General features: G+C 71.0%; 13 protein-coding genes and 3 pseudogenes. 6 read left to right on the top strand and 10 right to left on the bottom strand.

Annotated elements, in window-relative coordinates:
* Window positions 1-13 precede the first annotated feature (13 nt).
* Entirely contained in the window at window positions 14-985 is a 972-nt protein-coding gene (locus tag MRBLMG1_RS28360; protein WP_367826979.1) for an alpha/beta hydrolase, read from the top strand.
* Between the two features lie 45 nt (window positions 986-1030).
* On the opposite strand, the gene MRBLMG1_RS28355 is transcribed toward MRBLMG1_RS28360, so the two are convergent.
* Both MRBLMG1_RS28355 and MRBLMG1_RS28350 read right to left on the bottom strand, forming a co-directional pair.
* Window positions 1031-1528 carry a hypothetical protein gene (locus MRBLMG1_RS28355; protein WP_367826978.1) on the bottom strand — a complete coding sequence of 166 codons (498 nt, stop codon included), beginning with the start codon at window positions 1526-1528 and terminating at the stop codon, window positions 1031-1033.
* Between the two features lie 82 nt (window positions 1529-1610).
* Window positions 1611-3593 (bottom strand): SpoIIE family protein phosphatase, encoded by a 1983-nt coding sequence (locus MRBLMG1_RS28350; RefSeq protein WP_414721664.1) that lies wholly within the window; start codon window positions 3591-3593, stop codon window positions 1611-1613.
* A 493-nt stretch (window positions 3594-4086) separates the two neighbouring features.
* On the opposite strand from MRBLMG1_RS28350, the gene MRBLMG1_RS28345 reads away from it, so the two are divergent.
* On the top strand, window positions 4087-6753 hold the full coding sequence (locus MRBLMG1_RS28345; RefSeq protein WP_367826977.1) for a SpoIIE family protein phosphatase: 2667 nt from the start codon (window positions 4087-4089) through the stop codon (window positions 6751-6753).
* Window positions 6754-7011: 258 nt separating this feature from the next.
* Window positions 7012-8016, top strand: coding sequence for an ABC transporter substrate-binding protein (locus MRBLMG1_RS28340; RefSeq protein WP_367826976.1), 1005 nt, complete (start codon window positions 7012-7014; stop codon window positions 8014-8016).
* Between the two features lie 50 nt (window positions 8017-8066).
* On the opposite strand, the gene MRBLMG1_RS28335 is transcribed toward MRBLMG1_RS28340, so the two are convergent.
* From MRBLMG1_RS28335 to MRBLMG1_RS28320, 4 genes and pseudogenes are all read right to left on the bottom strand, one after another.
* On the bottom strand, window positions 8067-9335 hold the full coding sequence (locus tag MRBLMG1_RS28335) for an NAD(P)/FAD-dependent oxidoreductase (RefSeq protein ID WP_367826975.1): 1269 nt from the start codon (window positions 9333-9335) through the stop codon (window positions 8067-8069).
* Window positions 9336-9435: 100 nt separating this feature from the next.
* Window positions 9436-10134, bottom strand: a complete 699-nt coding sequence (locus tag MRBLMG1_RS28330) for a HalD/BesD family halogenase (RefSeq protein WP_422664614.1) — start codon at window positions 10132-10134, stop codon at window positions 9436-9438.
* Window positions 10135-10217: 83 nt separating this feature from the next.
* Entirely contained in the window at window positions 10218-11018 is an 801-nt protein-coding gene (locus MRBLMG1_RS28325; protein ID WP_367826973.1) for a hypothetical protein, read from the bottom strand.
* Window positions 11019-11438: 420 nt separating this feature from the next.
* A pseudogene (locus MRBLMG1_RS28320) lies at window positions 11439-12644 on the bottom strand (carboxylesterase family protein); the annotation flags it as partial.
* Between the two features lie 395 nt (window positions 12645-13039).
* Between MRBLMG1_RS28320 and MRBLMG1_RS28315 the strand changes: the two are divergent.
* Window positions 13040-14838: pseudogene (locus tag MRBLMG1_RS28315) on the top strand (ABC transporter ATP-binding protein).
* A gap of 10 nt (window positions 14839-14848) precedes the next feature.
* Here the strand turns inward: MRBLMG1_RS28315 and MRBLMG1_RS28310 are convergent.
* Window positions 14849-16081: a DUF418 domain-containing protein gene (locus MRBLMG1_RS28310; RefSeq protein ID WP_367826972.1), complete on the bottom strand. Its 1233-nt coding sequence runs from the start codon at window positions 16079-16081 to the stop codon at window positions 14849-14851.
* A 416-nt stretch (window positions 16082-16497) separates the two neighbouring features.
* Here MRBLMG1_RS28310 and MRBLMG1_RS28305 point away from each other — a divergent pair, with 416 nt between their 5' ends.
* Both MRBLMG1_RS28305 and MRBLMG1_RS28300 read left to right on the top strand, forming a co-directional pair.
* Entirely contained in the window at window positions 16498-17178 is a 681-nt protein-coding gene (locus MRBLMG1_RS28305; RefSeq protein ID WP_367826971.1) for a response regulator, read from the top strand.
* Window positions 17175-18294: pseudogene (locus MRBLMG1_RS28300) on the top strand (sensor histidine kinase). The gene MRBLMG1_RS28305 and the pseudogene MRBLMG1_RS28300 overlap by 4 nt, the downstream one beginning before the upstream one ends.
* 117 nt (window positions 18295-18411) lie before the next feature.
* Here the strand turns inward: MRBLMG1_RS28300 and MRBLMG1_RS28295 are convergent.
* The 3 genes from MRBLMG1_RS28295 to MRBLMG1_RS28285 form a co-directional block, all read right to left on the bottom strand.
* The gene (locus MRBLMG1_RS28295; protein WP_367826970.1) at window positions 18412-21036 is read right to left on the bottom strand and encodes an RICIN domain-containing protein; all 2625 of its coding nucleotides are present in this window, start codon (window positions 21034-21036) and stop codon (window positions 18412-18414) included.
* Between the two features lie 38 nt (window positions 21037-21074).
* Complete coding sequence (locus tag MRBLMG1_RS28290) at window positions 21075-23429, bottom strand: non-reducing end alpha-L-arabinofuranosidase family hydrolase (protein WP_367826969.1); 2355 nt, start codon at window positions 23427-23429, stop codon at window positions 21075-21077.
* Window positions 23430-23708: 279 nt separating this feature from the next.
* Entirely contained in the window at window positions 23709-25259 is a 1551-nt protein-coding gene (locus MRBLMG1_RS28285) for a sigma-70 family RNA polymerase sigma factor (RefSeq protein ID WP_367826968.1), read from the bottom strand.
* Window positions 25260-25382 lie beyond the last annotated feature (123 nt).

The following is a 25382-nucleotide window of genomic DNA, read 5'->3' as shown; positions in this document are numbered from 1 at the left end:
CAAGGAGCTGCAGATGTCTGATGCGACGACTCCGGTCGAGCCCGTACTCGAACCCGAGGCCCTGGCGTTCGCCGAGGCGACGACGAACCCGCCGTACCTGTTCGACCTGGATCCGGTCGAGGGCCGCAAGGCCGTGGATGAGGTGCAGTCGGGCGAGGTCGAACTGCCGGTGATCGACGAGGAGTGGATCACCGTCACGGGTGGCCCCACCGGCAGCGTCCGGGCGAGGATCGTGCGGCCGACCGGATCCACCGGCCCGCTGCCCGTGATCCTCTACATCCACGGTGCTGGATGGGTCTTCGGCAATGCCCGCACCCACGACCGCCTGGTCCGCGAACTGGCCGTCGGCGCCCACGCCGCGGTGGTCTTCCCCGAGTACGGTCTGTCGCCCGAGGTCCGCTATCCGGTGGCCATCGAGCAGAACTACGCCGTCGCCCAGTGGATCGCCACCCAGGGGGCCGACAAGGACCTGGACGGCACGCGACTGGCCGTAGTCGGCGACTCCGTCGGCGGCAACATGAGCGCGGCGCTGACTCTGATGGCCAAGGAGCGCGGCGACGTGGTTCTGCTCCAGCAGGTCCTGTTCTACCCGGTCACCGACGCGAGCTTCGACACCGACTCCTACCACCGATTCGCCACCGGCTACTTCCTGCGCCGTGACGGCATGCAGTGGTTCTGGGACCAGTACGCACCCGGCGAGGAGGACCGCGCACAGATCACCGCCTCCCCGCTGCGGGCCACCACCGACCAGCTCATCGGCCTGCCCCCGGCCCTGATCATCACCGCAGAGGCCGACGTCCTGCGCGACGAGGGCGAGGCATACGCCGCCAACCTCCGCACCGCAGGCGTAGCCGTGACTGCCGTCCGCGTCCAGGGTGTCATCCACGACTTCGTGATGCTCAATGCTCTACGCCCCACCCGCGGGGCCCAGACCGCCATCACCCTGGCCACCGACACCCTCCGCACCGCGCTCCACCCGGCCTGACCCGCAGCGAGAAGCACAGGGCACGCCGCTGCGGGGCACCTGCTGCTACGCGAGCCGGTGATAGCCACGGCCCCGAGGTTCATCAATGCCGACCGGGACGTACCTGTCCACACGGCGGGTGAGTTCATCACGGACCGCTTCGTCGTCGTCGACAGGGCGGCTCAACAGGCTCTCGAACCAGTCGGCGCACCGCTCCGCGAGCTCCTCGACCGTGCCGGAGGCCCGGAAGAAGCCGTGCTCGGGCGACTCGTGGAGGTTGAAGAGCTGGTCGCAGACTTTCCCGGCCAGCACGTGTGTGCCGTAAAAGTGCACGGCCCACTCGGCGAGCACCAGTCGGCGCGCCTCGTCGAGAAGGCTGATGTGGACGAGGAACGACGACTCGTCCTCGGGCCGTCCGACCTGGCTGGGGGCCCACGGCACCTGCCAATCAGCGGCCCGGGCTCGCAGGGCTGCCAGGAAGGCGAGTTCGGCCTCGTCGAAGTCCCAGGGCTCCTCGCCGTACTCCTCCGGGTCCTCGACCTCGAACCAGCTGTTGACGTCCACAGGGAGACTCTAGAACCACAGGGTGCCTCGTAGAGAGGCCGCGTACCAACAGCTGCCAAGACACACCGGACTCGACGCCTCATCAAGGGGCGCGGCGGACGCGGGCGAGGACCAGAACCGCGTCGTCGGCCGGCGGGGCGGGCAGCAGGCTCGCGAGGATGCGGTCCGCGGTTGCTTCCAACGGGCCTGGGGCTCTGCCCAGTTCGGCGCGCAATGCCTTCAGACCGACCTCGAGGTCCGCACCGCGTGTCTCGATGAGGCCGTCGGTATACAGGGCGAGACTCGCGTTCCCGGGGAGTTCGATCTCGATCGTCCGGAAAGGACAGCCGCCGACGCCGAGAGGGATTCCCAGGACATCGTCGATGGTCTCCACTGTGCCGTCCGGCCGGAGTACCAGGGGCGGGGGGTGGCCGGCGCTGGCGATGCGGGCTCTTCCGCTCTTCGGGTCGTAGACGATGTACAGGCACGTCGCCAGCTCGATGCCGGCCTCCTGGGCGCATGCGTCGAGCTCGGTGAGGAGGTCGTCGGGCTCGCTGTCGTGCCTGGCCAGAGCCTTGGTGGTGATGCGAAGGCGGCCCATGGCTGCGGCGGCCGACACACCGTGCCCCATCACGTCGCCCACCACGAGGGCGACTCGGCCGTCGGACAGGCTGATCACGTCGTACCAGTCTCCGCCGACCTCGGTGATCCGACTGCCGGGTACGTACCGGTGGGCCACGTCCACGTACAGGCTGGTCGCCAACGCGCTGGGCAACAACGCCCGCTGCAGTGTGAGGGCGATGTCCTGGACGCGGCTGTACAAACGGGCGTTGTCCAGGCAGATCGCAGCCCGTGAGGCGAGCTCACCGGCCAGGCTGACATCGTCCCGGGTGAAGGCCGGCCGGCCCGTGGACCGGCCGAACATGGCGATTCCCTGGACCGTGCCCCTGGCGATGAGCGGGGCAACGAGGACGCAGGCCAATCCGCTCTCGGCGAAGAGCCGTGAGCGTGACTCGATGTGGACGGTCCGGGCCAGGAACTCCTCGTTCACCACGGCGGAGAGGGCGCGACCGGTCCTCAGCATGTCGTGGATGACGGAGCCGGGTGGATACCGCACCGTCTCCACCCCGCTCACGAGTTCGGTGGCCGGAGGGGGCAGGATCGTCCCGGAGGCGATCCTGCGGGTGAACAGCGGTCGCGCCGGGTCAAACTCCTCTGCCTCGTCCATCCACTCCACGACTTCGACCACGGCGCCGTCGCAGAAGTCCGGCATTGAAGCGTCGACCAGCTCCTGGGCGGTGACGTTCACGTCCAGGGTGGTCCCGATGCGAGTGGAGGCCCCGTCCAGCAGAGCCAGCCGTCGACGGCTGGCGGTGGCTTCCAGGATGGCCTGTTCCCGGTCGGTCACGTCCAGCATCAGACCGCCCACTCCGGGGCGCGAGCCGACCGCCTGGCTCAGGGGGAAGAAACTCACCGACCGCACCTGATCACGGTCCGGATGCCCCCGCGGACGCATGCCCACCAGGGTCCCCACGACCGGTGCTCCGCCCAGGGCGACGCCGCGGACCATGCGCTGGTACTCGCCACCGTCGGACATGATCATGATTTCGTCCATGCGCCGCCCGAGGTGGGCCTCGATCGGCAGACCGTCCATGTCGGCGAGCGCCTGGTTGAGGTGGACGTACCGGAGGTCCTGGTCGAGCATGACCAGACCGATGGGGCACGTCTCGAAGAGGGCGTCGAGGAAGGCGAGGTTGGTCTTGACCCGATCGAGCTCGTCACTACGGCTCGCCAGGACCATCACCACCGAAGGTCCGCCGGATCCGGTCACGGAGAAGGCCCGGAAGCCGCAGTCGAAGACGGTGCGGTCACGATGCCGGACCGGCAGCCGCCCCCTCCAGTAACCCTGGGCCCGGCCTCGCTCGGTCAGCTGGGAGCACGGATCGGGGGCGCCCGGGGGCCCGTCGGCGAAGAGAACGGCGCCGGGCTTCGACAGGACGGCGGTGGCGTCATATCCGAAGAGGTCCCGCGCGCCGGGCCCCCAGTAACAGATGAGGTCCCCCTCATCGAGGCCGAAGACGGCCACGGGCACGTGCTCGAGCAGCGTCCCCGGCTCGGACCAGAAAGGGCCGTGGGTATCCTCGCCCCCCGGCCGCCGAGCCGATGGCACGAGATGTCCCCTTCCACTCGCCGTTCCATCCATTATCCGGACACCACGGGCATTCCGCGGCACGAAGTGCGCCGTGGTGAGGACTGAGCCGAGAGACACGCCCGCCCGCGCCCCCACGCGCCGCGCCACGCCCCACGCTCGCTCTGCGGAGGGGACCCGGATCGCCGGAGGGAACCGGATCGCCGGCTCGGCGACCCTCGCTCCCCGCTGCCGACGGCCCATGGAGGTTGGAAAATAAAGTATGAGCGACCTACTTGGACGAGTCCGACGTCGGCTGCTCGGCTCGACCACCAGCTCTTCCTCTCCCCCTCGGCGTCCCCGCTCAGGAAGCCACCAGGAGCGTCAGAAGCACGCCCGGCCCCCCAAGGGAAGGGCACGGCGGCCGCAGCGTCTGTCCTCCCTTCTGAGCGTGCGCAGCGTGGCCGGCGAGGTGTTCCTCCTGCAGCTGGCCGTCGTGGTGCTGCTCGTCGCCGCCGCGGTGGGGGCGCTCGTGGTGCAAGCCCGGAGCGCGGGCATGGTGGACGCCCGGCACCGTACGCTCGCCGCCGCCGGAACGTTCGCGGAATCTCCGGGAATCGTCGCGGCCCTCCGCAGCCCCCATCCGAGCGCAGTGCTACAGCCGAGCGCCGAGGCGGCCCGGAAGATCGCCGGGGTCGACGGCATCAACGTGTACACACTCTCCGGGGTCACCCTCGCCCACAGCGACCCACGCCAGATCGGGAAGCACGTCGTCGGCCCCTTCTCCAAGGCGGCAGCCGGTCAGTCCTTCACCGAGACCTTCGAAGGGTCCCTGGGGCAGTCCGTGGTATCGGTGGTCCCCGTCAAGGACTCCGACGGGCGCGTCATCGCCATCGTCTCCTCCCCGGTCACGGTCCAGAACGTGCAGAGCATGGTGAACCGGCAGCTGCCGGTCGTCCTCGGCAGTGCAGCCGCGGTGCTCGCCCTCTCGGCGGGCGGAACCGCTCTGGTGAGCCGTCGGCTGCTGCGCCGGACCCATGGCCTGGGACCGGCCGAGATGACGAGGATGTACGAGCACCACGACGCGGTGCTGCACGCGGTGCGAGAGGGCGTGCTGATCATCGGCGGCGGCGGACGGCTGCTGCTGGCCAATGACGAGGCGCGGCGGCTGCTGCGTCTGCCCGTGGACGCGGAAGGCCTCCCCGTCACGGACCTGGGTCTGGAGGAGGGAATCGCCGAACCGATCGCATCGGGCCGTCCCGCGACCGACGAGCTGCACATGGCAACCGATCGTCTGCTGTCGGTGAACATCCGGCCCACCGCCCCCTACGGGCAGGCCGGGACCGTCGTCACGCTGCGGGACACCACCGAGCTGCGGGCACTCTCCGGCAGGGCCGAGGTGGCCCGCGAGCGGCTGAAGCTGCTCTACGACGCGGGGGTGCGGGTGGGAACGACGCTGAACGTCGAGCGCACCGCGGAGGAACTGGCGGAGGTGGCGGTCCCGCGGTTCGCCGATGTGGTCACGGTCGACCTGCTGGACCCGGTGCTGCGCGGCGAGGAGCCGACCGAAGCGAGCACCGAGATGCGCCGCACCGCCGCCGTCGGCCTTCAGGGCGACCACCCGCTCTACCCCGTCGGCGAGCTGATCCGGTTCGTTCCCAGCAGCCCCATGGCGGCTGGGCTGACCAACGGCCGTGCGGTCCTTGAGGCGGACCTGCGCACCACCCAGCGCTGGCGGATCCAGGACCCGGCCAACGCCCTGCGGATCCTGGATCGCGGCATCCACTCCTTGATCGCCGTGCCCCTGAGGGCCCGGGGCGTGGTGCTGGGGATGGCCGGCTACTGGCGGGGGCAGGACTCCCCGCCGTTCGACGAGGAGGACGTGTCCTTCGCCGAGGAGCTGACCGCCCGGGCGGCACTGGCCGTCGACAATGCCCGCCGCTACACCCGCGAGCACACCATGGCCGTCACCCTGCAGCGCAGCCTGCTGCCCCAGGGCGTACCGGAGCAGTCCGCCGTCGAGGTCGCGCACCGCTATCTGGCCGCTCAGGCCGGTGTGGGTGGTGACTGGTTCGATGTCATCCCGCTGCCCGGCACCCGGGTGGCCCTGGTGGTCGGCGACGTCGTCGGCCACGGTCTCCACGCAGCCGCCACCATGGGCCGCCTGCGCACCGCCGTGTACAACTTCTCCACGCTCGACCTGCCTCCGGACGAACTCCTGAGCCACCTGGACGAGCTGGTCGCCCACATCGACACCGACGAGCAGGAGTGGCAGGGGATCACCGGAGCCACCTGCCTGTGCGCCATCTACGATCCCGTCTCGGGGCAGGTGACGGCCGCCACCGCCGGGCATCCGGGCCCCGCACTGGTCCTCCCCGACGGAACCGTGTCCTTGCCCGAGGTGCCGATCTCCCCGCCGCTGGGCCTGGGCGAGGGCCTGCCCATGGAGACCATGACGGTCACCCTGCCCGAAGGCTCCCGGCTGGCACTCTTCACCGACGGGCTGATCGAGAGCCGCGACCGCGATCCGGACGCGGGCCTGGCAGCGCTGCGCGCCGCCCTGGCCGGGCCCGCCCGCACCCCGGAGGAAACCTGCACCGCGGTGATCGACGCGATGCTGCCCAGCAGGCCCAGCGACGACGTCGCGCTGCTGGTGGCCCGCACCCGCCGACTGGACCCCGCGCGGGTCGCCGAGTGGGACGTGCGGCCCGACCCTGCGGCGGTGTCCCCGGTGCGCAACGCCTGCGCCCGCCGACTGGCGGAATGGGGCCTGGAGGAGATCGCCTTCACCACGGAACTCATCCTCAGCGAGCTGATAACCAACGCCATCCGCTACGGCACCGAGCCCATCCGGGTGAGGCTGCTGTACGACCGCAGCCTGATCTGCGAGGTCTCCGACGGGTCCAGCACCTCCCCGCACCTGCGCCGGGCCGAGGCCACCGACGAGGGCGGTCGCGGCCTGTTCCTCGTCGCGCAGTTCGCCGAGCGCTGGGGCACCCGCTACACCGTCCGCGGCAAGATCATCTGGAGTGAGCAGGCCCTCGCCGACGGGGCCGCACCGCCCGCCATGGATCTCGGGGAGGCGCTCCTGGCCGGGTGGGACGACGAGGGGTTCTGAGAACGCCGGTACGGCAGCCGCAGGGAAGACAGCGGACACCACCGTCTGGGACTGCGCTGCCGGGGCCGCCGACCGTACGCTGGCCTCGATCAGTACGCGACCGCCCGTTATGGAGCCTTTGTGCCCACACCTCGTCTCCCGACAGCCTTCGTCGCCGCCTGCCTGGTCCTCGCGGCGCCTCTCGGCGCCTGCGGAGACAAGCCCAGCACCGCGCCCAGAGCACCCGCGGCAGCAACCTCCGCCGCGAACGCCGGCGGCATGGCAGCACTGACCGCAGCGGCGAAGAAAGAGGGCTCGCTCAACACGATCGCGCTCCCGAGCGACTGGGCCAACTACGGCGCAGTGATCGACGGCTTCGAGAAGAAGTACGGGATCAAGGTCATGGTGGAGAACCCGGAAGGAACCAGCCAGGACGAGATCAACGCCCTGAAGGAGCACAGGCGCGGAGGCCGCGCCCCCGACGTGATCGACGTGGGGGGCTCGTTCGCGCAGTCCGCGGCACGGCAGGGCCTGCTCGCTCCGTACCAGGTCGCCGCGTACGACGAGATCCCCAAGGAACAGAAGGACGACCGGGCCCGCTGGTACAACAACTACGGCGGTTACATCTCGATCGGCTGTGACGCCAAGCGCGTCAAGACCTGCCCCGCGACCTTCGCCGACCTGCGCAAGCCCGAGTACCAGGGCAAGGTCGCGCTCAACGGCGACCCCACCAAGTCCGGCTCCGCCTTCGCCGCGGTCTACGCGGCGGCCTTGGCGAACGGGGGTTCCTTCGACGACATCCAGCCCGGCATCGACTTCTTCGCCGAGCTCAGGAAGAACGGCAACTTCATCCCGGTCGAATCCACCCCGGCCACGATCGCGAAGGGCCAGACCCCGATCAGCATCGACTGGGACTTCCTCAACCTCGGATACGCCGACGAGTTCCGCGAGAACGGCACGGACGTCGACTGGCGGACCGCCATCCCCTTCGACGGCAGCTTCGCTCAGTACTACGCGAACGGCGTGAACAAAGACGCTCCGCACCCCGCGGCGGCACGTCTGTGGCAGGAGTACGTCTTCAGCCCGGAGGGCCAGAACCTCCGGCTCGGCGCCTACGCACGCCCCGTCCTCATGGACGCCATGGAGAAGAACGGCACCCTCGACAAGACCGCCGCGGAGAAACTCCCGACGGTCGAGGGCACCCCGACGTTTCCGACGGAGGCGCAGACGGAGAAGGCCAGAGAGACCGTCAACCGCGGCTGGGCCGAGGCCGTCTCGACCTGAGGGCCGAGAGCGCTCCTGATCATGGGGCGACGGTGGTGAGGGCAGGCGGTTCAGCACAGACCGAAGGGCGGTTTCAGGTACTCGGGTCGGTCCGATCGCGTCAGTGGCGCTGTCATGGGAGCGAATGACCCCTGCGGGAGCGGGAAGTCCCATGTCCCGCCGAGTACGGCAGTGGAGGCGAGCCGGCCGATCTCGTCGGATCCGCGGGCCCCGTGGCCGTTGCCGCCGACGACCACGGACAGGCCGTCGGCGCCGAGGTGGCCGATGTACGGGTAGCGGGAGGGGGTCTTGTCGACAACGCAGCACGCCTCGCGGACGGAGACCGGCTTCAGGCCGGGCAGCAGCGTGCGGGCCATCCGGAGGAGGAAGTCGGACTGCTCCGGCATGATCCGCTGCCGCGTGCACCAGGCGAGCATCTCGGATGCCGTCCTCAGCTCCTTCACGAGGGGCTGCATCGCCGGTCCGATCCGCAGGTACCACTTGCCGTCGGGGTACTGGATCGGCGGCAGCAGGTAGGCGGACATGTTGTCGTCGCCGGAGTCGGTCGGGTCGATCGTCACGACCGTGGGGAGTTCTCGCAGCCTTTCGCGCTGGGTCCCGTCGACCTCGAACAGCAGGTTGGGCTCGGTGAAGACCTGGAGGTCGAGCCGCAGGCCCGGCGGGAGGGCGTCGTTGTGGTTGATCAGCGCGCCCGCCGCGACGAGGACTTTCTCCGCTCCGACGGAGAAACCGTCGCCGCTCACCCGCCACAGACCGTCCCTGCGTACGGAGGCCACCGTTCCCCGCAGCAGCCGTGCGCCCGCCGCCGTCGCCAACTCCAGCTGGGCCCTCACCAGTCGCCGCGGGTTGATGTGGCCGGCGTTCTTGCGCTCCAGGAGAGCCTCGACACCGCCGGCCATCGGGGGCGGGCACAGGCAGGGGAACTCCTGGCGCGTCTCCACGTCCGACAGCCGCTCCACCACGACACCGTCGTCCCGTCCGGCGCTGATCATGTGGTCGGTGTGGCCGGCCAGGGAGGTCGCCGCCAGTGCGAGGGAGCCGCACTCGTGGAAGAAGTCGATGCCTGACTCCGCCTCGATGCCCCGGTAGCGGGCGGTCGAGCGGGCGTCGACGGTGCCCCAGAACCGGTCCCAGCCCAGGCAGCGGGCGATCCGGGACTCGTCGTGGTGGGCGCCGTACTCCGGCAGCCGGGCGGTCGTCCCGTACGCGGGTTCCACGGGGCCGATCACGATGGTGTCCGCCCCGGCGCGGCTGAGGTACTTGGCCGCCGCGGCACCGAACATCCCGGCACCGATGACGACGACCTCGGCATGACGCATCACGATGCTCCTCGGGGATCGATGTCACCGGCGGCCGGCCGGCGGGGGCACGGGGACGGGTCTGCTGCAGGACTCCGGAGATCGGCCCGAGCCGTGGGCGTCACGCGTACAGCCTGTGGGCCGACGGCGTCGTCCGAGGGGCGGCAGCGGACGTGGTGTAGGCGAAGTTGAGGACGGTGCGCCGTGCTCCGGTGCGGGCGAGCGGGGTGACGCGGTGCGCGGTGGTGTCGCTGCGCAGCAGATAGGCATCGCCGGCGTGGTGGTGAGCGGTCCGCGCGGGGCCGGCGGTGAGGTCCCGCAGGGAGGCGGCCTCGGGGACGTACTCCAGCAGTCCGCCCTCCTCGGGCGAGGCGGGGGCCTCCAGGAAGATCACGAGGGCGAAGGGGTAGTCGTCGGTGTGGGCGCCGTGGGTGTCGCCTTGACGGTGGAGGATATTCAGTACGTGCCGTTCCACCGGGTCGGGCACCGGGAGTGCCTTCTCCCCGATGAGCCCGGAGAGGAGTGCCAGCAGCTCCTCGTCGGCGTACAGCTCGGGGACGAGCGCCGACAGCTCGGCGATGACGTGGCCGCCCAGCGTCGTCATGTGCCGTGGTGAGCCGTCCATGCAGTCCATGGCGAAGTCCCGGCGGCGGGCGGCCCGTTGCAGCCGAGCCGCCTCATCGCGCAGCACCGAGAGCCCGGCCGCGGTCAGCAAGCCGGGCAGTGGCGCATAGCCCTCCGCTCGGAGTCGGTCGGCTGTCCCCTCGCCTGCAGGGTGGAGAGGACGGAGCGATTCGTTCGATGCCGAGAGCAGTGACATGAGTATCCAGAGTGGGGGCTCGATGGTCTTCGGTCGGGGGTCGGGACGGTCCCTGCCGGAGGCCGGAAGATCGGAGGCCGCGATCAGGCGTTCCGGCGGTTGCCCTGGTCGTCGCAGGGGAGTTCGGAGGTCGGGCTGTGGGCGAGGAAGTCGCGGTTTGCCTGCCGTTCGGCCTCGGTGATCGCCGTCGGCTGTACGTCGATGATGCCGCCGAAGGGGCGGTCGACGTCGCGGATGATGCACAGCGCCGTCGTCAGCAACGCGGTGATCACGACGAGGGTGATCAGCTGACCGCGGTTGTTGCGGCGGGGCAGGCAGACGCCGAGGGCCACGACGGTGATGACCAGGGTGGCGAGCAGAAACCAGAGGATGGCGCTGGGGATGCTGGCGGTGGCCTGGGTGAGGCGTTCCTCGCGTTCGTCGGAGCGCTTGTTGTCGGTGGCGATCAGCATGCCGAAGGCCGACTGGCCCTCCAGGGACCGGAAGGTCCGCCGGAAGTCGGTCGACCACACGCTCGGGGCCGGCGATCCCTTGCCGTCGGACATGGCCGGCCATTCCTGCTCGCGGACGGCACGGGCGTAGCAGACGGCGTCGGCCTGGATCCGGGCCCGCTGGGCCGCGGGGGCATACTCGGCGGTCTCGACGAGCTGGTCCAGAGCGCGGGCCTCGCCGCGGGAGGCGACCTCGGCCTTGCCGTACGAACCGTTGGCGGTGACCAGGACGAAGGCCAGGAGCAGGACGGTCAGAGTGAGGAGGGGGCCGACAAGGTCCTTGACGGCCATGCCGGTGTCGTCGTCCTCGCTGAGCAGCCGCGGCCGCAGCCAGCGGTTGGCGGCGAGGCCGGCGAGCAGGGCCAGTACGGCGACGACGATGACGAGAACCACGGGAGGCTACCTCCGAAGGGGCGACGAGGGGGGTCCTGGTGAGGGCGAGTTCCACGACCATGACCCGTTGCTCGACGCCGTGAACTGCGGAAACGTTTGATCGCCCTCGCACGAGCGACACCCTTGCGCCAGCGAGAGCATCCGTCGCACGAAAGGGCGGGGCCCGGGGGGATCCCCGAGCCCCGCCCTCCTTCTCGTCACGGGCTAGGAGCCGCGAACGGCGCCGCCGACCCGAATCAGTACTTTCCGGCTGGACGGGCGCGTGTCACCAGGTCCGTGGAGCCGGTGGGCCGTCGACCCGGAGCACCCGCCTGCCGGTGTCGGCCGCCGCGTCCCGCGTCCCTGTCCTCTCCTCAAGGGGAGCGGGATGGGGGCGCGGGTCGTGCCTGGATCAGTCGAACTCCCAGCCTGCGAACGGGTCAGGTTCGCGGGTCCATGGGTTGACGCGTCCGGGTCGGAGCCGCGCATCGACTTGTGGAGCGCGGAGATCAGGTTGTAGTGGCCCTCCTGCGCCTTGTCGTACAGCGGGGCGCGCTGCTGGATGTGGTGGGCGAGCGCGGCGGTGTCCAGGGGCGTGCCGGTGGCCGGGAGGTCCTGGAGCTGCTCGGCCATGTTGAGGAGGTAGCGGCCGTCGCTGTCGGCCATGGCGATCAGGGCGCGGCGGGCGTCGTCGATCTTCTTGGCGCGGGAGCGGGAGATGCGCCACCCCGCGACCTCGTCGGTGACGCGGTCGATCGTCTGCGGGTCGAACCGGCCGAGGCCGTTCGCCACCCACCAGCCCATGTCGTCACTGGCCATGCTCAGCAACACGTCGACGTCGCCGTGCGCGCCCGAGGCCAGGACGTCCATGGGGTGGGCGTGCACCACCGCGCCTGGCTGTCCGATGTCCAGGACGACGCCGGTGGCCTTGTTGTCCACCCCGCCGCGGACGCCGAGGTCCGTCGGAAGGACCTTGCGCAGGGCGTCCCGCAGGGAGAGCGGGTCGAGGTCGAGCAGCTTCTCCGGGTTGTCCGCGACGCCGAGCTCGGTGACGAACCGGTGCGCGAGCTCCTCGGCCCACCAGGCCGGAATCGAGCGGGCGGGTCCGCCGGAGAACCCGGCCAGGCGCCGGTACAGACCGTCGGCGGAAGAGGCGCCGAGCAGACCGAAGGAGGTATAGGCGCCGCCGCTGTGCCCGTAGACGGTGACATTGGCCGGGTCGCCGCCGAAGTGGGCGATGTTCCGCTGGATCCAGGTGAGTGCGGCGATGACGTCCTGGAGGAAGAGGTTGCTGGCCTCGGCGAGCTTCCCGCCGTACTGCGAGAGCGAGAGCGGGCCCAAGGCGCCGAGCCGGTAGTTAATGGACACGCCCACCACGCGCCCCGTCGCGGCGAGGCCGGCGGCGTTCGAGGTGATCTGCGTGTTCGCGCCGTACTCGAATCCGTCGCCGTGGATGTACACGGTCACCGGGAGCGCTTTGCCGGCCGGCTGCTCGGGGGCCCACACGTTCAGGTTCAGGCAGTCCTCGCCCATCCCGCTGTCCGCTTCGAGCCAGTCGCCGCTGTCGGGCTGGATGGAGACGACGCCCTTGCGGTCACAAGGGAGGGCCGGATCGAACTCAGCGACCACGGGGCGGCGGTACCGCTCGCCGTGGCGCCCTCTCATCCTTCCCCGGGATCCGACAAATCGCTGGGCGGGCAGCGGTCACCCGATGGTCGCCAGGTGACACTTGGCCGCTCCCCTTCCTCGTCATCCGCCGCTCCTGCGGCCCTCCTGCCCCGGACGGCACTCCGCCGGCGCCGTCCATCAGATCTCTTCCCCGTGAGGGATCTCCTGTTCCAGCCGCTCGGCGGGGGTCCGGCCGACGATCGTCGGATGGTCGAAGAGATGTCCTGCCTTGCAGGCTGGGGCACGACACGCCGTACGCACGAGCACGAGCTCGACATCTCACACCGGTCACCGGCCGGTGCGGCGGACCGTCGGGACGCCGGCGACGGGGCGTTCGTCCTGCCATGGCGACAGACCACCAGGAGAGGATCCTTGTGAACACCGCATCCGCCCCGGAGACGACGGGTGCCGAATCCCTGCTCGTCCGCGAGACGCTCAAGGCGCTGTACGGGTATGTCCGACCGCACCGGTGGACCGTCGTGCTCGGTCTGCTGTTGGCGCTGGTCGGAGCCGCCGGAGGGCTGCTGCAGCCGCTGGCCACGAAGGCGCTGGTCGACCGGCTCTCGTCCGGTGGCACGCTCGCCACCATTCTGCTGGCACTGACGGTGCTGGTGCTGCTGAGCACGGTGGCCGAGGCGTTCGGCGCCTATGTCCTGGAGCGGACGGCGGAGTCGGTGGTCCTGGCCGCCCGCCGCAGCCTGATCGGCCGCATGCTGCGGCTGCGGCTCTCGGCGGTGGACCGGATGCAGCCGGGCGATCTGATGTCACGGGTGACCTCCGACACCACGCTGCTGCGGGCCGTCAGCACCCAGGCGGTGGTCAACGCCGCGACCGGGGCGCTGACGCTGGTCGCGGCGGTCGTGGTGATGGCGTTCCTGGACGCCGTCCTGGTCGGCGTCACCCTCGTCGTGGTCGCGGTCGTCGGCGCGGGCGCCGCCCTGGTGATGCCGAGGATCGGGCAGGCCGCTGAGCGTTCCCAGGCCGCGGTCGGGGAGATGTCCACCGGCCTGGAGCGGGTCTTCGGCGCGTTCCGCACGGTGAAGGCGTCGCGCGCCGAGGAGCGGGAGACCGCCCGCGTGGAGGCGTCGGCCCGGCGGGCGTGGCGGCACGGGGTGCGCGGCGCGAAGTGGGAGGCCCTGCTGGGAACGGCGGACAACCTCGCCGTCGAGTTGGCGTTCCTCGCGGTGCTCGCGGTCGGCGGGGCGCGGGTGGCGTCCGGGGACATCCCCGTCTCCACGCTCATCGCCTTTCTGCTGTACCTGTTCTACCTGATGGAGCCGGTGTACAAGCTGGTCGAGGCCGCCTCCGCGTACCAGGAGGGCGCGGCCGCGATCTCCCGGATCAAGGAGGTGGACCGCCTGGCGGCGGAGCCGCCGGCCAGCCACCGGCCGGTGCGGGCCGAGGCGGCTGCCGTACGGCGGCCGGCGTCGGTCCGCTTCGAGGGCGTGTCCTTCCGCTACGGGCCCGGCCTGCCCTTCATTCACCAGCGGGTGGACCTCGACGTGCCGGGCGCCGGGATGACGGCCTTCGTCGGACCTTCGGGTGCGGGCAAGTCGACGGTCTTCTCGCTCATCGAGCGGTTCTACGAGACGACCGGCGGCCGGATCCTGGTGGACGGCAAGGACATACGCCAGTGGCCGCTGGCCGAGTTGCGGTCCGTCGTCGGGTACGTCGAGCAGGACGCGCCGGTGCTGGCCGGCACCCTCCGGGAGAACCTGCTCTTCAGCGCACCCGGCGCGACGGACGACGACATCCGCGCCGTCCTCGCCCGGACCAGGCTCGACGCCCTCGTCGAACGCCTCCCCCACGGCCTGGACACCCTGGTCGGGCACGCGGTTCGAAGTTGTCGGGGGGCGAGCGCCAGCGCGTCGCGATCGCCCGCGCGCTGCTGCGCAGACCTCGGCTGCTGCTCCTGGACGAGGCGACCTCGCAGCTCGACGCCGTCAACGAGCTGGCGCTGCGGGACGTCATCGCCGAGACGGCGAGCGAGACCACGGTCCTGGTGGTGGCACACCGCCTGTCGACGGTCACGGATGCGGAACGCATCGTCGTCATGGACGCCGGAACGGTCCGTGCGATCGGCACCCACGAGGAACTGGTGGACAAGGACGAGCTGTACGCACAGCTGGCCGCGACCCAGCTCCTGATCCCGGCGGGGCGCCCCGGCGAGTAGGGCGCCGGCCTCATCGGATGTGCTTCGCCGGCTTGGTGGCGGCGTTGAGCAACGCCTCCAGCGGTCCGCGGCGGAAGAAGCGGGACCAGACCGTGGCGAACACGATCGCCCCGAGGACGAACGTGAGCACGGGCACCCAGGACTCCTGGCTGCTTTCACCGGCCGGAATGCCCACCATGGACTGCACGACGAAGTGGCCGACGTAGGCCGTCAGGGACATGGTGCCCACGGCGATGACCGGCTTGGCCGGACGGCGCAGTCGCGGCAGGCGGTCCATCAGCACCGTCCCGCCCACGATCACGAGGACGGCGACCCCCACGCTGCCGACGATGTCGAACGTGGTGCCGCTGTGCGGCCCGGCGGACAGGAGTTCCGAGGCCGACCGCTGGGTCTCGAAGGATCCGCTGCCGAAGGAAGCCGCCTCGGACCCGGCGGACGACTTCCCGCCCTCCGCCATGCTCCGCAGCGCGTCCGTGCCCGCCAGCAGGAGGGACAGCCCGTACGCGCCCACGGTCAGGGCGGCACCGAGCGCGGCCGAGCGCCGCTGGACGGAGACGGCCGACAGGTCGAGGCGGGCCAGCGCCATCCCGGCGACCACGAACGACATCCATGTGATCGTCGGGTAGAAGCCGGTGAGCAGCAGATCGAGCACTCCCACCTCGCTGATCTTCTTGAGCGGGTCATAGGCGTCGATGCTCTGCTGGACGGACTCGCTCAGCAGCGAGTTCAGGACGAACGCCAGCTGCGGCGTGGCGAGCGCGAGCCCTGCCGCGAGGATCGCCAGTGTCTTGGCGGACAGCCTCAGCAGGGGGAGCGCAAGGAGGAAGTACACGCCGTAGAAGCCGAGGATGATCACACCCCCGTACTCCATCGCCAGCACGGTGCCCAGTGCCAGCAGGACCGCGGCGCGGATCGCGATCCTGGCCTTCGCCCGCCGGCCCGCCGGGCCCGCCTTCGGCTCACGGCGCCCGGCGATCAGCATCAGCGAGAACCCGGCGAGGGTGGCGAACAGAACCGACGAGTGGCCGTCGGCGAGGTACCGGACCCATCTGGCGACGCCGTCCGTGGCCGACAGCGGCGGGCCGATGTGCACGATGTACATGCCGAACACCGCGAGCGCGCGGGCCAGATCCACCCCGACCAGGCGTCCCGTCGAGGGACCGCCCGAGAGCTTGCCGACGGAGTCGGTCGAAGTGCGGGGCCGTGGAGGCGAGTTCTCCTGCGGCGGCTGTATCTGTGTCATACGGACAATCTCCGGGCGCCGTCAGGAGGCGGACCATCCGACGGGCTTCGGTGGCGCCCCCGCCGACCGGCCGAGACCGCCCCCGCCGAGTGGCGGAACAGCGCCCGGGACGGTTCGCGGGCCCGGACGGCCCACCGCCCTACGTGATGACTGCGTTGGCCACGACGACCACGAGGCCGAGCAACGCGTCCACCGTGCCGATCCTCACGGCGGCACCGCCCCGTACACACCCCCGAACGGCTGGAGCCGACCCGCCGGGTGTCCACACTCCACGGTCACCGCGCCACCGCGTACCCTGCCGGACGTACTGTCGACGGCAGGCGATCACCGTACGAGAGCGTGGACGCCCCGATGCGCGTGCCGGCACGGATCGCCGAGAAGCCGGACGGAGCAGACGAGTGTGAGGCGGAACGCCGGTGATCCGGGTAGTGGTGGTGGACGACGAGGCCCTGGTGCGGTCCGGTTTCCGGATGATCCTGAACGCGTCCGACGGCATCGAGGTCGTGGCGACCGCGGAAGGAGCGCAGGCGGCCGACGTGATCCGGCGTGAGCGGCCGGACGTCGTACTCCTCGACATCCGCATGCCGGACGTGGACGGCCTGACCGTCCTGCGGCAGGTCCAGGCGCTGCCCGAACCACCGCACGTGGCCATGCTGACCACGTTCGACACCGACGAGTACGTCCTCACCGCGCTGCGCTCGGGAGCCGCGGGCTTCCTGCTCAAGGACACCGAGCCCGAGCAGCTCGCCCAGCTCGTGCGCACCCTGGCCGCCGGCGGGGTGGTGATGTCCCCGAAAGCCTCACGCGCGCTGCTGCGCGGTCACCCCGGGGCGGGAGCACCCCAGGACGCGGAGGTGGCACGCGTGAACCTGCTCAGCGACCGGGAGCGCGCCGTCCTCGTCCTGGTCGCGGAAGGACTGTCCAACGCCGAGATCGGCACCCGGATCCATCTGAGCGCGGGCACCGTCAAGGACCACGTCAGCTCGATCCTGACCAAACTGCGGGTCGCCGGCCGTGTCCAGGCCGCACTGCTCGCCGAGCGCGCCGGGCTGCTCAGCGGGAACGGCGACGACCCGGCGCGGGACGACGGGCGATGAGCACGGGCCGGGCACTGTGGCGGCGCGTACCCCCCTGGGCCGTCGACGCGGGCCTCGTCGTCCTCGCCGTGCTCGACGCCTGGATCAACCTCGCCGGCGAGGGGAGCCCTCTCGTCTGGGCCTGCGTCGCCCTCGGCAGTACGGCGCTGTTCCTGCGCAGGCGCTTCCCTCTGGCCGTCTTCCTTCACCCTGCCCATGACGCTGTTCATGGACGTCGCGGTCGCGCCGATCACCGCCCTGTACACACTGGCCGCGTCCACCCGCAACCGCCCGCTGCTGGCCGGCTGCGCCCTGCTGAACGCGGCGGTGGACACCCTCGTCTGGCCGTTGGCCGACGCGTTCGACGGCGACCGGACGTGGACGCTCGTCCAGTTCGTCTACACGCTGGCCACGGCCGTCGCCCCTGTGCTGTTCGGCCAGCTCGTGCAGGCCAGGCACGACGTGGCACGACAGCTCGTCGAGGTCGAAGAGGCCCGGGAACACGAACGTGCCCTGCACGCCCAGACCGTCCTCGCCCGGGAACGGGCCCAGCTGGCCCGCGAGATGCACGACGTGGTCTCCCACCAGGTCAGCCTCATCGCCGTACAGGCGGGTGCACTGCAGGTGGCCGCCAAGGACCTCGACTCCCGCGAGGCGGCTCGCACCATCCGCGCCCTGAGCGCGAACACCCTCGACGAACTCCGCCACATGGTCACCCTGCTCCGCGCCTCAGGCGGCAGGGAAACCGCACTCGCCCCCCAGCCCACCCTCGCCGACCTCCAGCAGCTCGTCGCCAACAGCGGCATCGAGACCGACGTGACCGGCGACCTCCCCGCCGGCATCAGCACCACCGCCCAGCGCACCGTCTACCGCACGGTCCAGGAAGCGCTCACCAACGTGCGCAAACACGCCCCCGGCGCCCGCGCCGAGGTGCGCCTGTGGCACGACGCACACCACTTCGGCGTCACCGTCACCAACACCGCCCCCACCCGCCCGTCCGTCGCCCTGCCCAGCGCCCGCCACGGCCTCATCGGCCTGAAGGAACGCGCCGAACTGCTCGACGGCACCCTCACCGCCGCACCCACCTCCCAGGGCGGGTTCGAGGTCGAACTACGGGCCCCCGCCCGGTCCGACTGAGCCGGCGGCGCCAGCGGCCCGGGAGGCGGGTCGGCGACGGGTGGCCCCTCCGGGTGGAGGCCGTGGCACCTGCCGGGGCCGCAGGCATCGTGCCTGCGGCCCCGCTCGGGGGGTGGGTCAGGACGGGTCGCCGTACTGGAGGCCGCGTCCGTTGGTGCCGACGTAGACGCGGCCGAAGGTGTCGGGGTCGCCGGTGACGACGCCGACGCCGCCGATGGCGCCCCACTGGTGGGCGTCGTCGTTGACGCGGATCCAGGTGGCGCCCTCGTCGGTGGAGCGGAAGACGCCGGTGACGTCCTTGACCGTGCCGATCAGGTAGAGGGCCTGGTAGGAGGCGCCTGGGGCGGCCTTGCCGAAGCCGAGGGCGGACGCGGACCGCACCGTGGTGAGCGTGGTGAAGGTGCGGCCGCCGTCGGTGGAGTGCAGCAGTCCCTTGGCGCTGCCGGCGATCCACAGGTCTCCGGCGACGCCGGAGACGGCCGTGAGCCGGCCGGCGGGCAGGTTCGTGGCGCGGGCGGTGAAGGTCGCGCCGCCGTCGGTGCTGGCGGAGAGCGTACCGCCGGACAGCGAGTAGAACGTCCCGGCCGATGAGCGGTCGGCGACGACCACGGCGTCGGTGCCCAGGCCGCGGACCTTGGACCAGCTCGCACCCTTGTCGGTCGAGCGGTACGGGGCCTGGCCGGCCTGGGTCCAGACGATGGTGGAGCCGTCCGCCGCGAGCGCGACATGACCGTCCTGGGCGCCGGCCACCGGCTCCGCCGTGAAGCCGGTCCAACTGGTGCCGCCGTCGGTGGAGTAGGCGCCGTCCTGCGCACCGCCACGGCCGACCCGGACCATCATCGAGGGGTTGGCCTGAGCGAAGTCGATGTCGGTGCTGTTGCTCATCATCGGGTTGCTCAGTCGCCCGGCGGGCACCTTGGTCAGGTCGTCGTGGCGGAATCCGCCCTGGTCGCCCATGGCGGTGATGACGGTGGCACCGCCCGGTGGGGCGATCGCGTCCATCAGCGCGGTCTCCTCAAGGCCGCGCGCTCCGACGGTCCAGTGGCTGGTGCCGCCGCTGTCGGTGGCGTCGGCGTCCTTGCTGCGCCAGATGCCGTTGCCGGTGCCGTACAGCACGTGCCCGGAGTCGAAGGGGTCCATGGCCAGGGCGGTCATCCAGTGCCCGGTGTGGGTGCCGATGTACGGAGCGGCCGAGGCGTTCCGCACCGACTTGTCCGCCAGCGCCTTCCAGGTCGTGCCGCCGTCGGTGGTGCGGTAGATCTCGTCCTCGGGCCACCAGCGGTCGAGGGTGGTCACCATCACGGTGGACGGCTTGCGCGGGTCGACGGCCAGGCCGGAGAACCCGTAACCGCCCTGGGACGGGGAGACGTTCCTCCACGCCCCGCCTGCGGGAACGTGCTTCCAGACCGAGCCCGCCGTCACGCCGTTGGGTCCGAGGGCGTCGGTGTACGTCACGTACAGCGAGCCGTCTCCTGAGAGCACGCCGTGCTGCGGCAGTTGGCCGGTGGGCTGCCCGGGGACGGCCTGCCAGCTGCCGCCGCCGTCGGTGGAGCGGTACAGGGACGTGGACCTGTCGGCGACACCGACGTAGATCGTCCTGCTGCCGGCCGGGCCGTAGGTCACGAAGGAGATGCCCGCCCCGCTGCCCGCCCCGTCCTTGACGGGGAACGACGGGACCTGGCGCCAGGTCACACCGCTGTCCGTGCTGCGCCAGAGGCCGTTCTTACGGGTGCCCAGCAGCAGGGTGTGGTTGTCCGAGGGGTCGATCACGAGCCTCTCGCCCGCCCCGCGGCCGTCCTCGTTGCCGCCCAGTTTGAACGGCAGGTCGGTGCGCTGGAAGGTGCGGCCCCGGTCGGTGGAGCGCAGGAGTGCGCCGTTGCCGGCCCAGTCGTTGGTGTAGGTGCCGGTCGCGAGGTAGAGACGGTCGGGATCGACGGGGTCGGTGGCCAGCGCGTCGATGCCCAGCAGGTTCCAGTCCTTCTCACCGAGCCAGTCGGTCAGCGGGATCCACTGCTCGGCCGCGCCGTCCCAGCGGTAGGCGCCACCCATGTCGGTGCGCGCGTACAGCAGGCCCTTCTCCCGTGGGTTGAACACCAGCCCGGTGACGTAACCGCCGCCGCCCACCTGGGCGTTCCGCCAGGTGTACGGTCCGGTCGCGGCCGACTGCGCGTCGGCGACCTTCACCAGCTTCCACTGCTGGTTGGCGCTGCCCCTGCCGGGATACTGGATGATCGCCGCGCCCTCAGCCGTGGAGCCTCCGGAGACGTCCAGGACCTGGCCGCTCCTACGGGAGGTGAAGGTGACGGCGCCGGAACCGCTCACGTCGTCGATCCGCCATTCCTGGGCGGCGGAGGAGCTGTCGGTCTGCTGCTCGGCGGCGGCCCCCTGGGCGCTCGCATCGCCGGCTATGCCCAGTACCTTGCCGCTGTTGCGGTTCACCAGCTCGTGGTAGCCGTCCCCGGTGGGCCTCAGTCTCCACTGCTGGTTGGCGGTGTTCTGGTCGGTCCACTGCTGGATGCGGGTGCCGTCGGCGGTGGAGAAGCCGTTGACGTCCAGCACCTTGCCGCTGCGCACGGAGACCAGCCGGTAGTAGGCGCTGCCGTCGACCGTCGCGGCCTGCGAGTCCTCCTGGGTGAGCAGGAGGTACGGCACGGCGGCGGCGGGCACACCGAGCAGCAGGGCGGTGGCGCTCCAGCGACGACGGTGACGCCCGCGGCGCCCGCCGTTCGTGGGGTTGTTCATGGGGGGTGTTCTCCTTGTGTAACCGTGGATCGGGCGGTTCAGCGCTGCAGGGTGAGGACGCCCGGCCGGTACGGCAGTCGGTCGTAGGGGCCGCCCGCGGCGGGGGACTTGCCTTGGTACAGGAGCTGCAGGTTGCAGGGGTCGACGGTCATCGTCTGGTCGGGGTTGCTGCGGACCAGGTCACCGTGGCTGATGTCGTTGGTCCAGGTGGCACCGCTGTTGGCCCTGCCCGCGAAGGGGTTGCTCTCGGCGGCGGCCTGCGGGGTCCACGAACCGCTCAGACTGGAGGCGGTGAACGAGCGGAAGTAGCGGTGCTCGTTCGCCCCCCGCGCCTCGACGATCATGAGGAACTGGTTCTGGCCCTGGACCTTGTAGACCTGCGGCGCCTCGAACAGGTTCTTCGCCGTGTCGCTCATGACCGTCGTGTACGACGAGCCGAAGGTGCCCGGGAAGTTCCCGATCGGCATGCTCGCCCGGTAGATCTTGCCGTTGTCACCGGCGAAGAACAGGTACATGTTCCGGTCGTCGGCGATCAGGGTCTGGTCGATCGGGCCGGTGCCGGAGTCGGGGAGGGTCCCGGTGAACAGCGGCTGCGGCGCGGACCAGCCGTGGGGATCGGTGGGGTCGCTCGACGTGCGGTAGCTGAAGGGCGATGCACCCCACTGGTACGCCAGCACCCAGATCTTCTTGGGCGCGAAGTAGAACAGTGTGGGCGCCACCGCGTTCTGGCTCATCTTGGTCTGGCCGGCCGACGCCATGTCCGACCAGTTCGTGAAGGGGCTGAACGCCATGGAGCCGTACGAGGTTCCCGACGCGCTCGACGCGTAGACCAGGTGCTTGCCGCCCACCACCACGTGGGTGAAGTCCTTCACCGCGTCCCATCCGTTCGACGGCTGCGCGAGGGCACCCGTCGAAGTCCACCTGTACGTCGTCGGAAGGGCACACGTACCGCCGCCCGTAACGGACGGGGCGGTCCACTTCTGGTTGTCGACGGAGGCGCAGGCGTACAGCTGGATCGTGGTGCCGTTCGCGGTGGCCGCGCCGACGGCGTCGAGGCACAGCCCGGACTGGACGCCGGTGATCGTGCCGTTGGCGTTGGTGTTCCACTGCTGGTTGGCCCCGCCGTTGCAGTCCCAGATGATCACCGGGGTGCCGTTGGTGGTGCCGTTGCCCTTGGCGTCCAGGCACTTGCCGTGGACCTTCAACTGCTTGGTGGCGGTGTGGGTCCAGCGCTGGTCGGCCTGTCCGCCGCAGTCCCGCAGTCGCGCCCGGGTGCCATTGGCGGGGACGGAGCCGGGGACGTCGATGCAGCGACCGGAGGCCACGCCCTTGATCTCCCCGGTACCGTCGGTCGGCTTGGTCGGGGTGGTGGCGGAGCCGGACGTGAGAGCGTTCATGACGGCGGTGTACGCGGGCTTGGGCTTGCCGTTGCGGTCGAACAGCAGGGGGCTTTCGCCGCTCCGCCAGGAGTCGCTGTCGCGGACGCCCCACACCGTGATGCCGGTGCATCGGGCCACGGACAGGCAGGTGCTCACCGTGTTCGCGTAGTGGGTGGGTGACGCCTGGGCGATGTCCAGCTCGGTGATCTGGACGTCGACGCCCAGCGCGGCGAAGCCGGCCAAGGTGGTCCTGAAGCTCGCCGGCGGGCCGCCCGCCCCGAAGTGGCTCTGGAACCCGACGCAGTCGATGGGCACGCCGCGGGACTTGAAGTCCTTGACCATGCGGTAGACGCCCTGGGTCTTGGCGTCCGACCAGTTCTCGATGTTGTAGTCGTTGTAGCAGAGCTTGGCCGAGGAGTCGGCCGCCCGGGCGGTGCGGAAGGCTTCCTCGATGAAGCCGTCGCCCAGCACCGTCTGGAAGACCGAGCTGCGGAGCCGGCCGCTGCCACCGTCGGCGAACGCCTCGTTGACCACGTCCCAGGCGTAGATCCTGCCCTTGTAGTGGGTCATCTCGGTGGTGATGTGGTGGTTCATCACGCTGCGCAGCGTCTTCGCGTCACGGATGGCGCCGACCCAGGAGGGGAGCTGCGAATGCCAGACCGCGGTGTGGCCGCGCAGGCGCTGGCCGCGTGCCAGGGAACGATCGACGATCCGGTCCGCCGGGGCGAAGTCGAACGTGCCGCGGGACGGTTCGATGGCGTCCCACTTCATCTCGTTCTCCGGGGTGATCATGTTGAACTCCCGGTCCGAGATCGCGGTGTACGCGGCGTCGCCGAGCAGGCCGGCGGCCACGGCCGTGCCGAAGTACCTGCCCGAGGGGGCCGCCTGGGTGCCCAGGGCCGCGGCTCCCGCGGAGCTGGGGAGGACGGTCACGACGCCGGCCACCACCGCCGCGGCCGACAGTGCTGTCGCCCACGTCCGGCGACGCCGGCGGAGCCGGTGCAGGCCCTTCATGCCTTTCCTCGCGGGTCGCTGTTCACATGGGTGCGTCGCGTCATGGGAGGCCTCTCTTCAGGGGGTTACGCCAGTGGGGGAAGGTCACCCCTGAAGTGGAGGCTGCCGAAGACGAGGTCGCGTAACAGAAAACTCGCGCCGCCCGGAAGTTCGCTCAGTGACGCATGTCGCAGGCGGAAAGCGTTATGCCGAGCCCCACTGTTCGGCCGTCCCCGCGGAGGCGGCGCGCGGCACCCGACGCGGTGCCTTGTGGGGAACGGCGTGGCGCGGCAGCGACTCTCAGGACCAGTTCCGGCGCACGAAGAAGGACGCCTGCCCGGCGAAGGTCCGTGTTCCGTCGGAGCCGTCGAGCCAGAGGCCCCCGTCACGGTGACGGAGGACGGAGCCGGGATAGTTGTGCGCGTGCAGGGTCACCGACCCCGCGACCGGCCCAGGGCGCGGACAGAAGGTCGCGTCTTCCCGGAGCAGCTCGCTGCCGTCGTCGGCGCTCAGCCGCAGCCGCAGGTAGGAGTGGCGAAGGTACCGGCCGTCCGCGGCGCGGAAGGTGACGCACCTTGTGTCGGCCAGCCCCGCGACGACCGTGAAGGTGCCCCGGTTGCGGGTCTGCGCGCCGCTGGACGCGGAGACCCGGCCGAGCGTCGCGTGGTCGCCGGCGTAGGTGACGAACAGGCCGGGTTCGTCCACGGCCTCCAGCGACCGCGCGCCGAGCGGAACAGTGGCTGCGGCGGCGGGCGGACTCGCGGGGGACGGTGCGTCCGACGTCGTGGTGCGCGACGGGACAGGTGAGGCGGCGCCCGCCGTGGGGGCGGCGGTGACGGCGGGCACCCGAGGCGCCGGTTCGGGCCAGGCCACATAGGTGGCGGTTCCGGCGATGAGCACCGCGCCGGTGGCGAGGCTCACCAGCGGATGAGCCGTGATCGCCGCGAGCTTGCCGGTCAGCGCGGCGTGCACGCCACCTCCCCCCGTCGCGGTGCCGACAGCGACGTGTGCCGCGGCCGGCCCGGCGGCGATCACCGCGGTACCCGACAGCAGGCCCTTGGCGGCGAGCGCGGAGATCAGTCCGGCCGGGACGGCCAGCGTCGCGAGGCCGAGGGGGAGCAGTTCGGCCGGGACCCGTTCCGTCGTCGGCGCCGTGCAGACCGGGCAGCCGCGGGTGTGCCGCGCCATGCGCTTGCGCCACACCGATGCGCGCAGGCCGTCCCAGCCGACGACGGCCTCGTCCAGTTGCGGACAGCGCGGGTCTGCCTCCAGCGCGGCGACGATCGTCCTGCACAGTTCCAGCTGCTCGCGCATGCGTTGCAGGCGTACTCCGACGTGGGCGACCGTGAGCCCCGTCGCGGCGGCGATGTCGTCACGGCTCAGCAAACCGGCGCATTCCTGCCACCAGAGCGACAGCAGCACCCGGTGATCCGGGTCGAGCCACCGGCCGGCTTCGACGACGCGACGGCGCTCGTCCGACACATGCAGCCGCAGGATCGCCGTGTCCACGGGCTCGGCGCCGGCGTCCGGTATCTCGTGCGCCTCGTCGATGAGCGTGGTCCGGTCGGCGAAGGCGTGGTTCCGGTGCAGGTGGGTGTTGATCTGGCGGAGTGTGATCGACACGAGCCAGGACCGGAAGCTCTCCGGGGCGCGCAGGGCGGGCAGGTCACGCACCGCACGCAGCAGGGTCTCCTGGACGACGTCGTCGACGTCGGCATGTCCGTTCAGCGCTCGCCCGACGACGTTGTAGACCAACGGCAGGTACGCGGTGATCAGCTCCTCGCGCGCCCGGTCGTCACCGGCCTGCGCCGCGACGACCAGCCCTGCGTGGTCCACATCGATGAGCCCCATTCCCGCCTTCTTCAGGGGAGCGATCCGCCGAGTCCGACGGGTTACCGTAGCGTCGGCAAAGATATACGGCCGAAGTCCCGGGGCCGGGACCCGCTCTGCCCGCTCCGGCTCCACCGCGGAGCC

The organism is Streptomyces sp. LMG1-1-1.1 (assembly GCF_040815545.1).
Taxonomy (GTDB): Bacteria; Actinomycetota; Actinomycetes; order Streptomycetales; family Streptomycetaceae; genus Streptomyces.
This window is presented reverse-complemented; position numbering and strand designations above follow the sequence as displayed.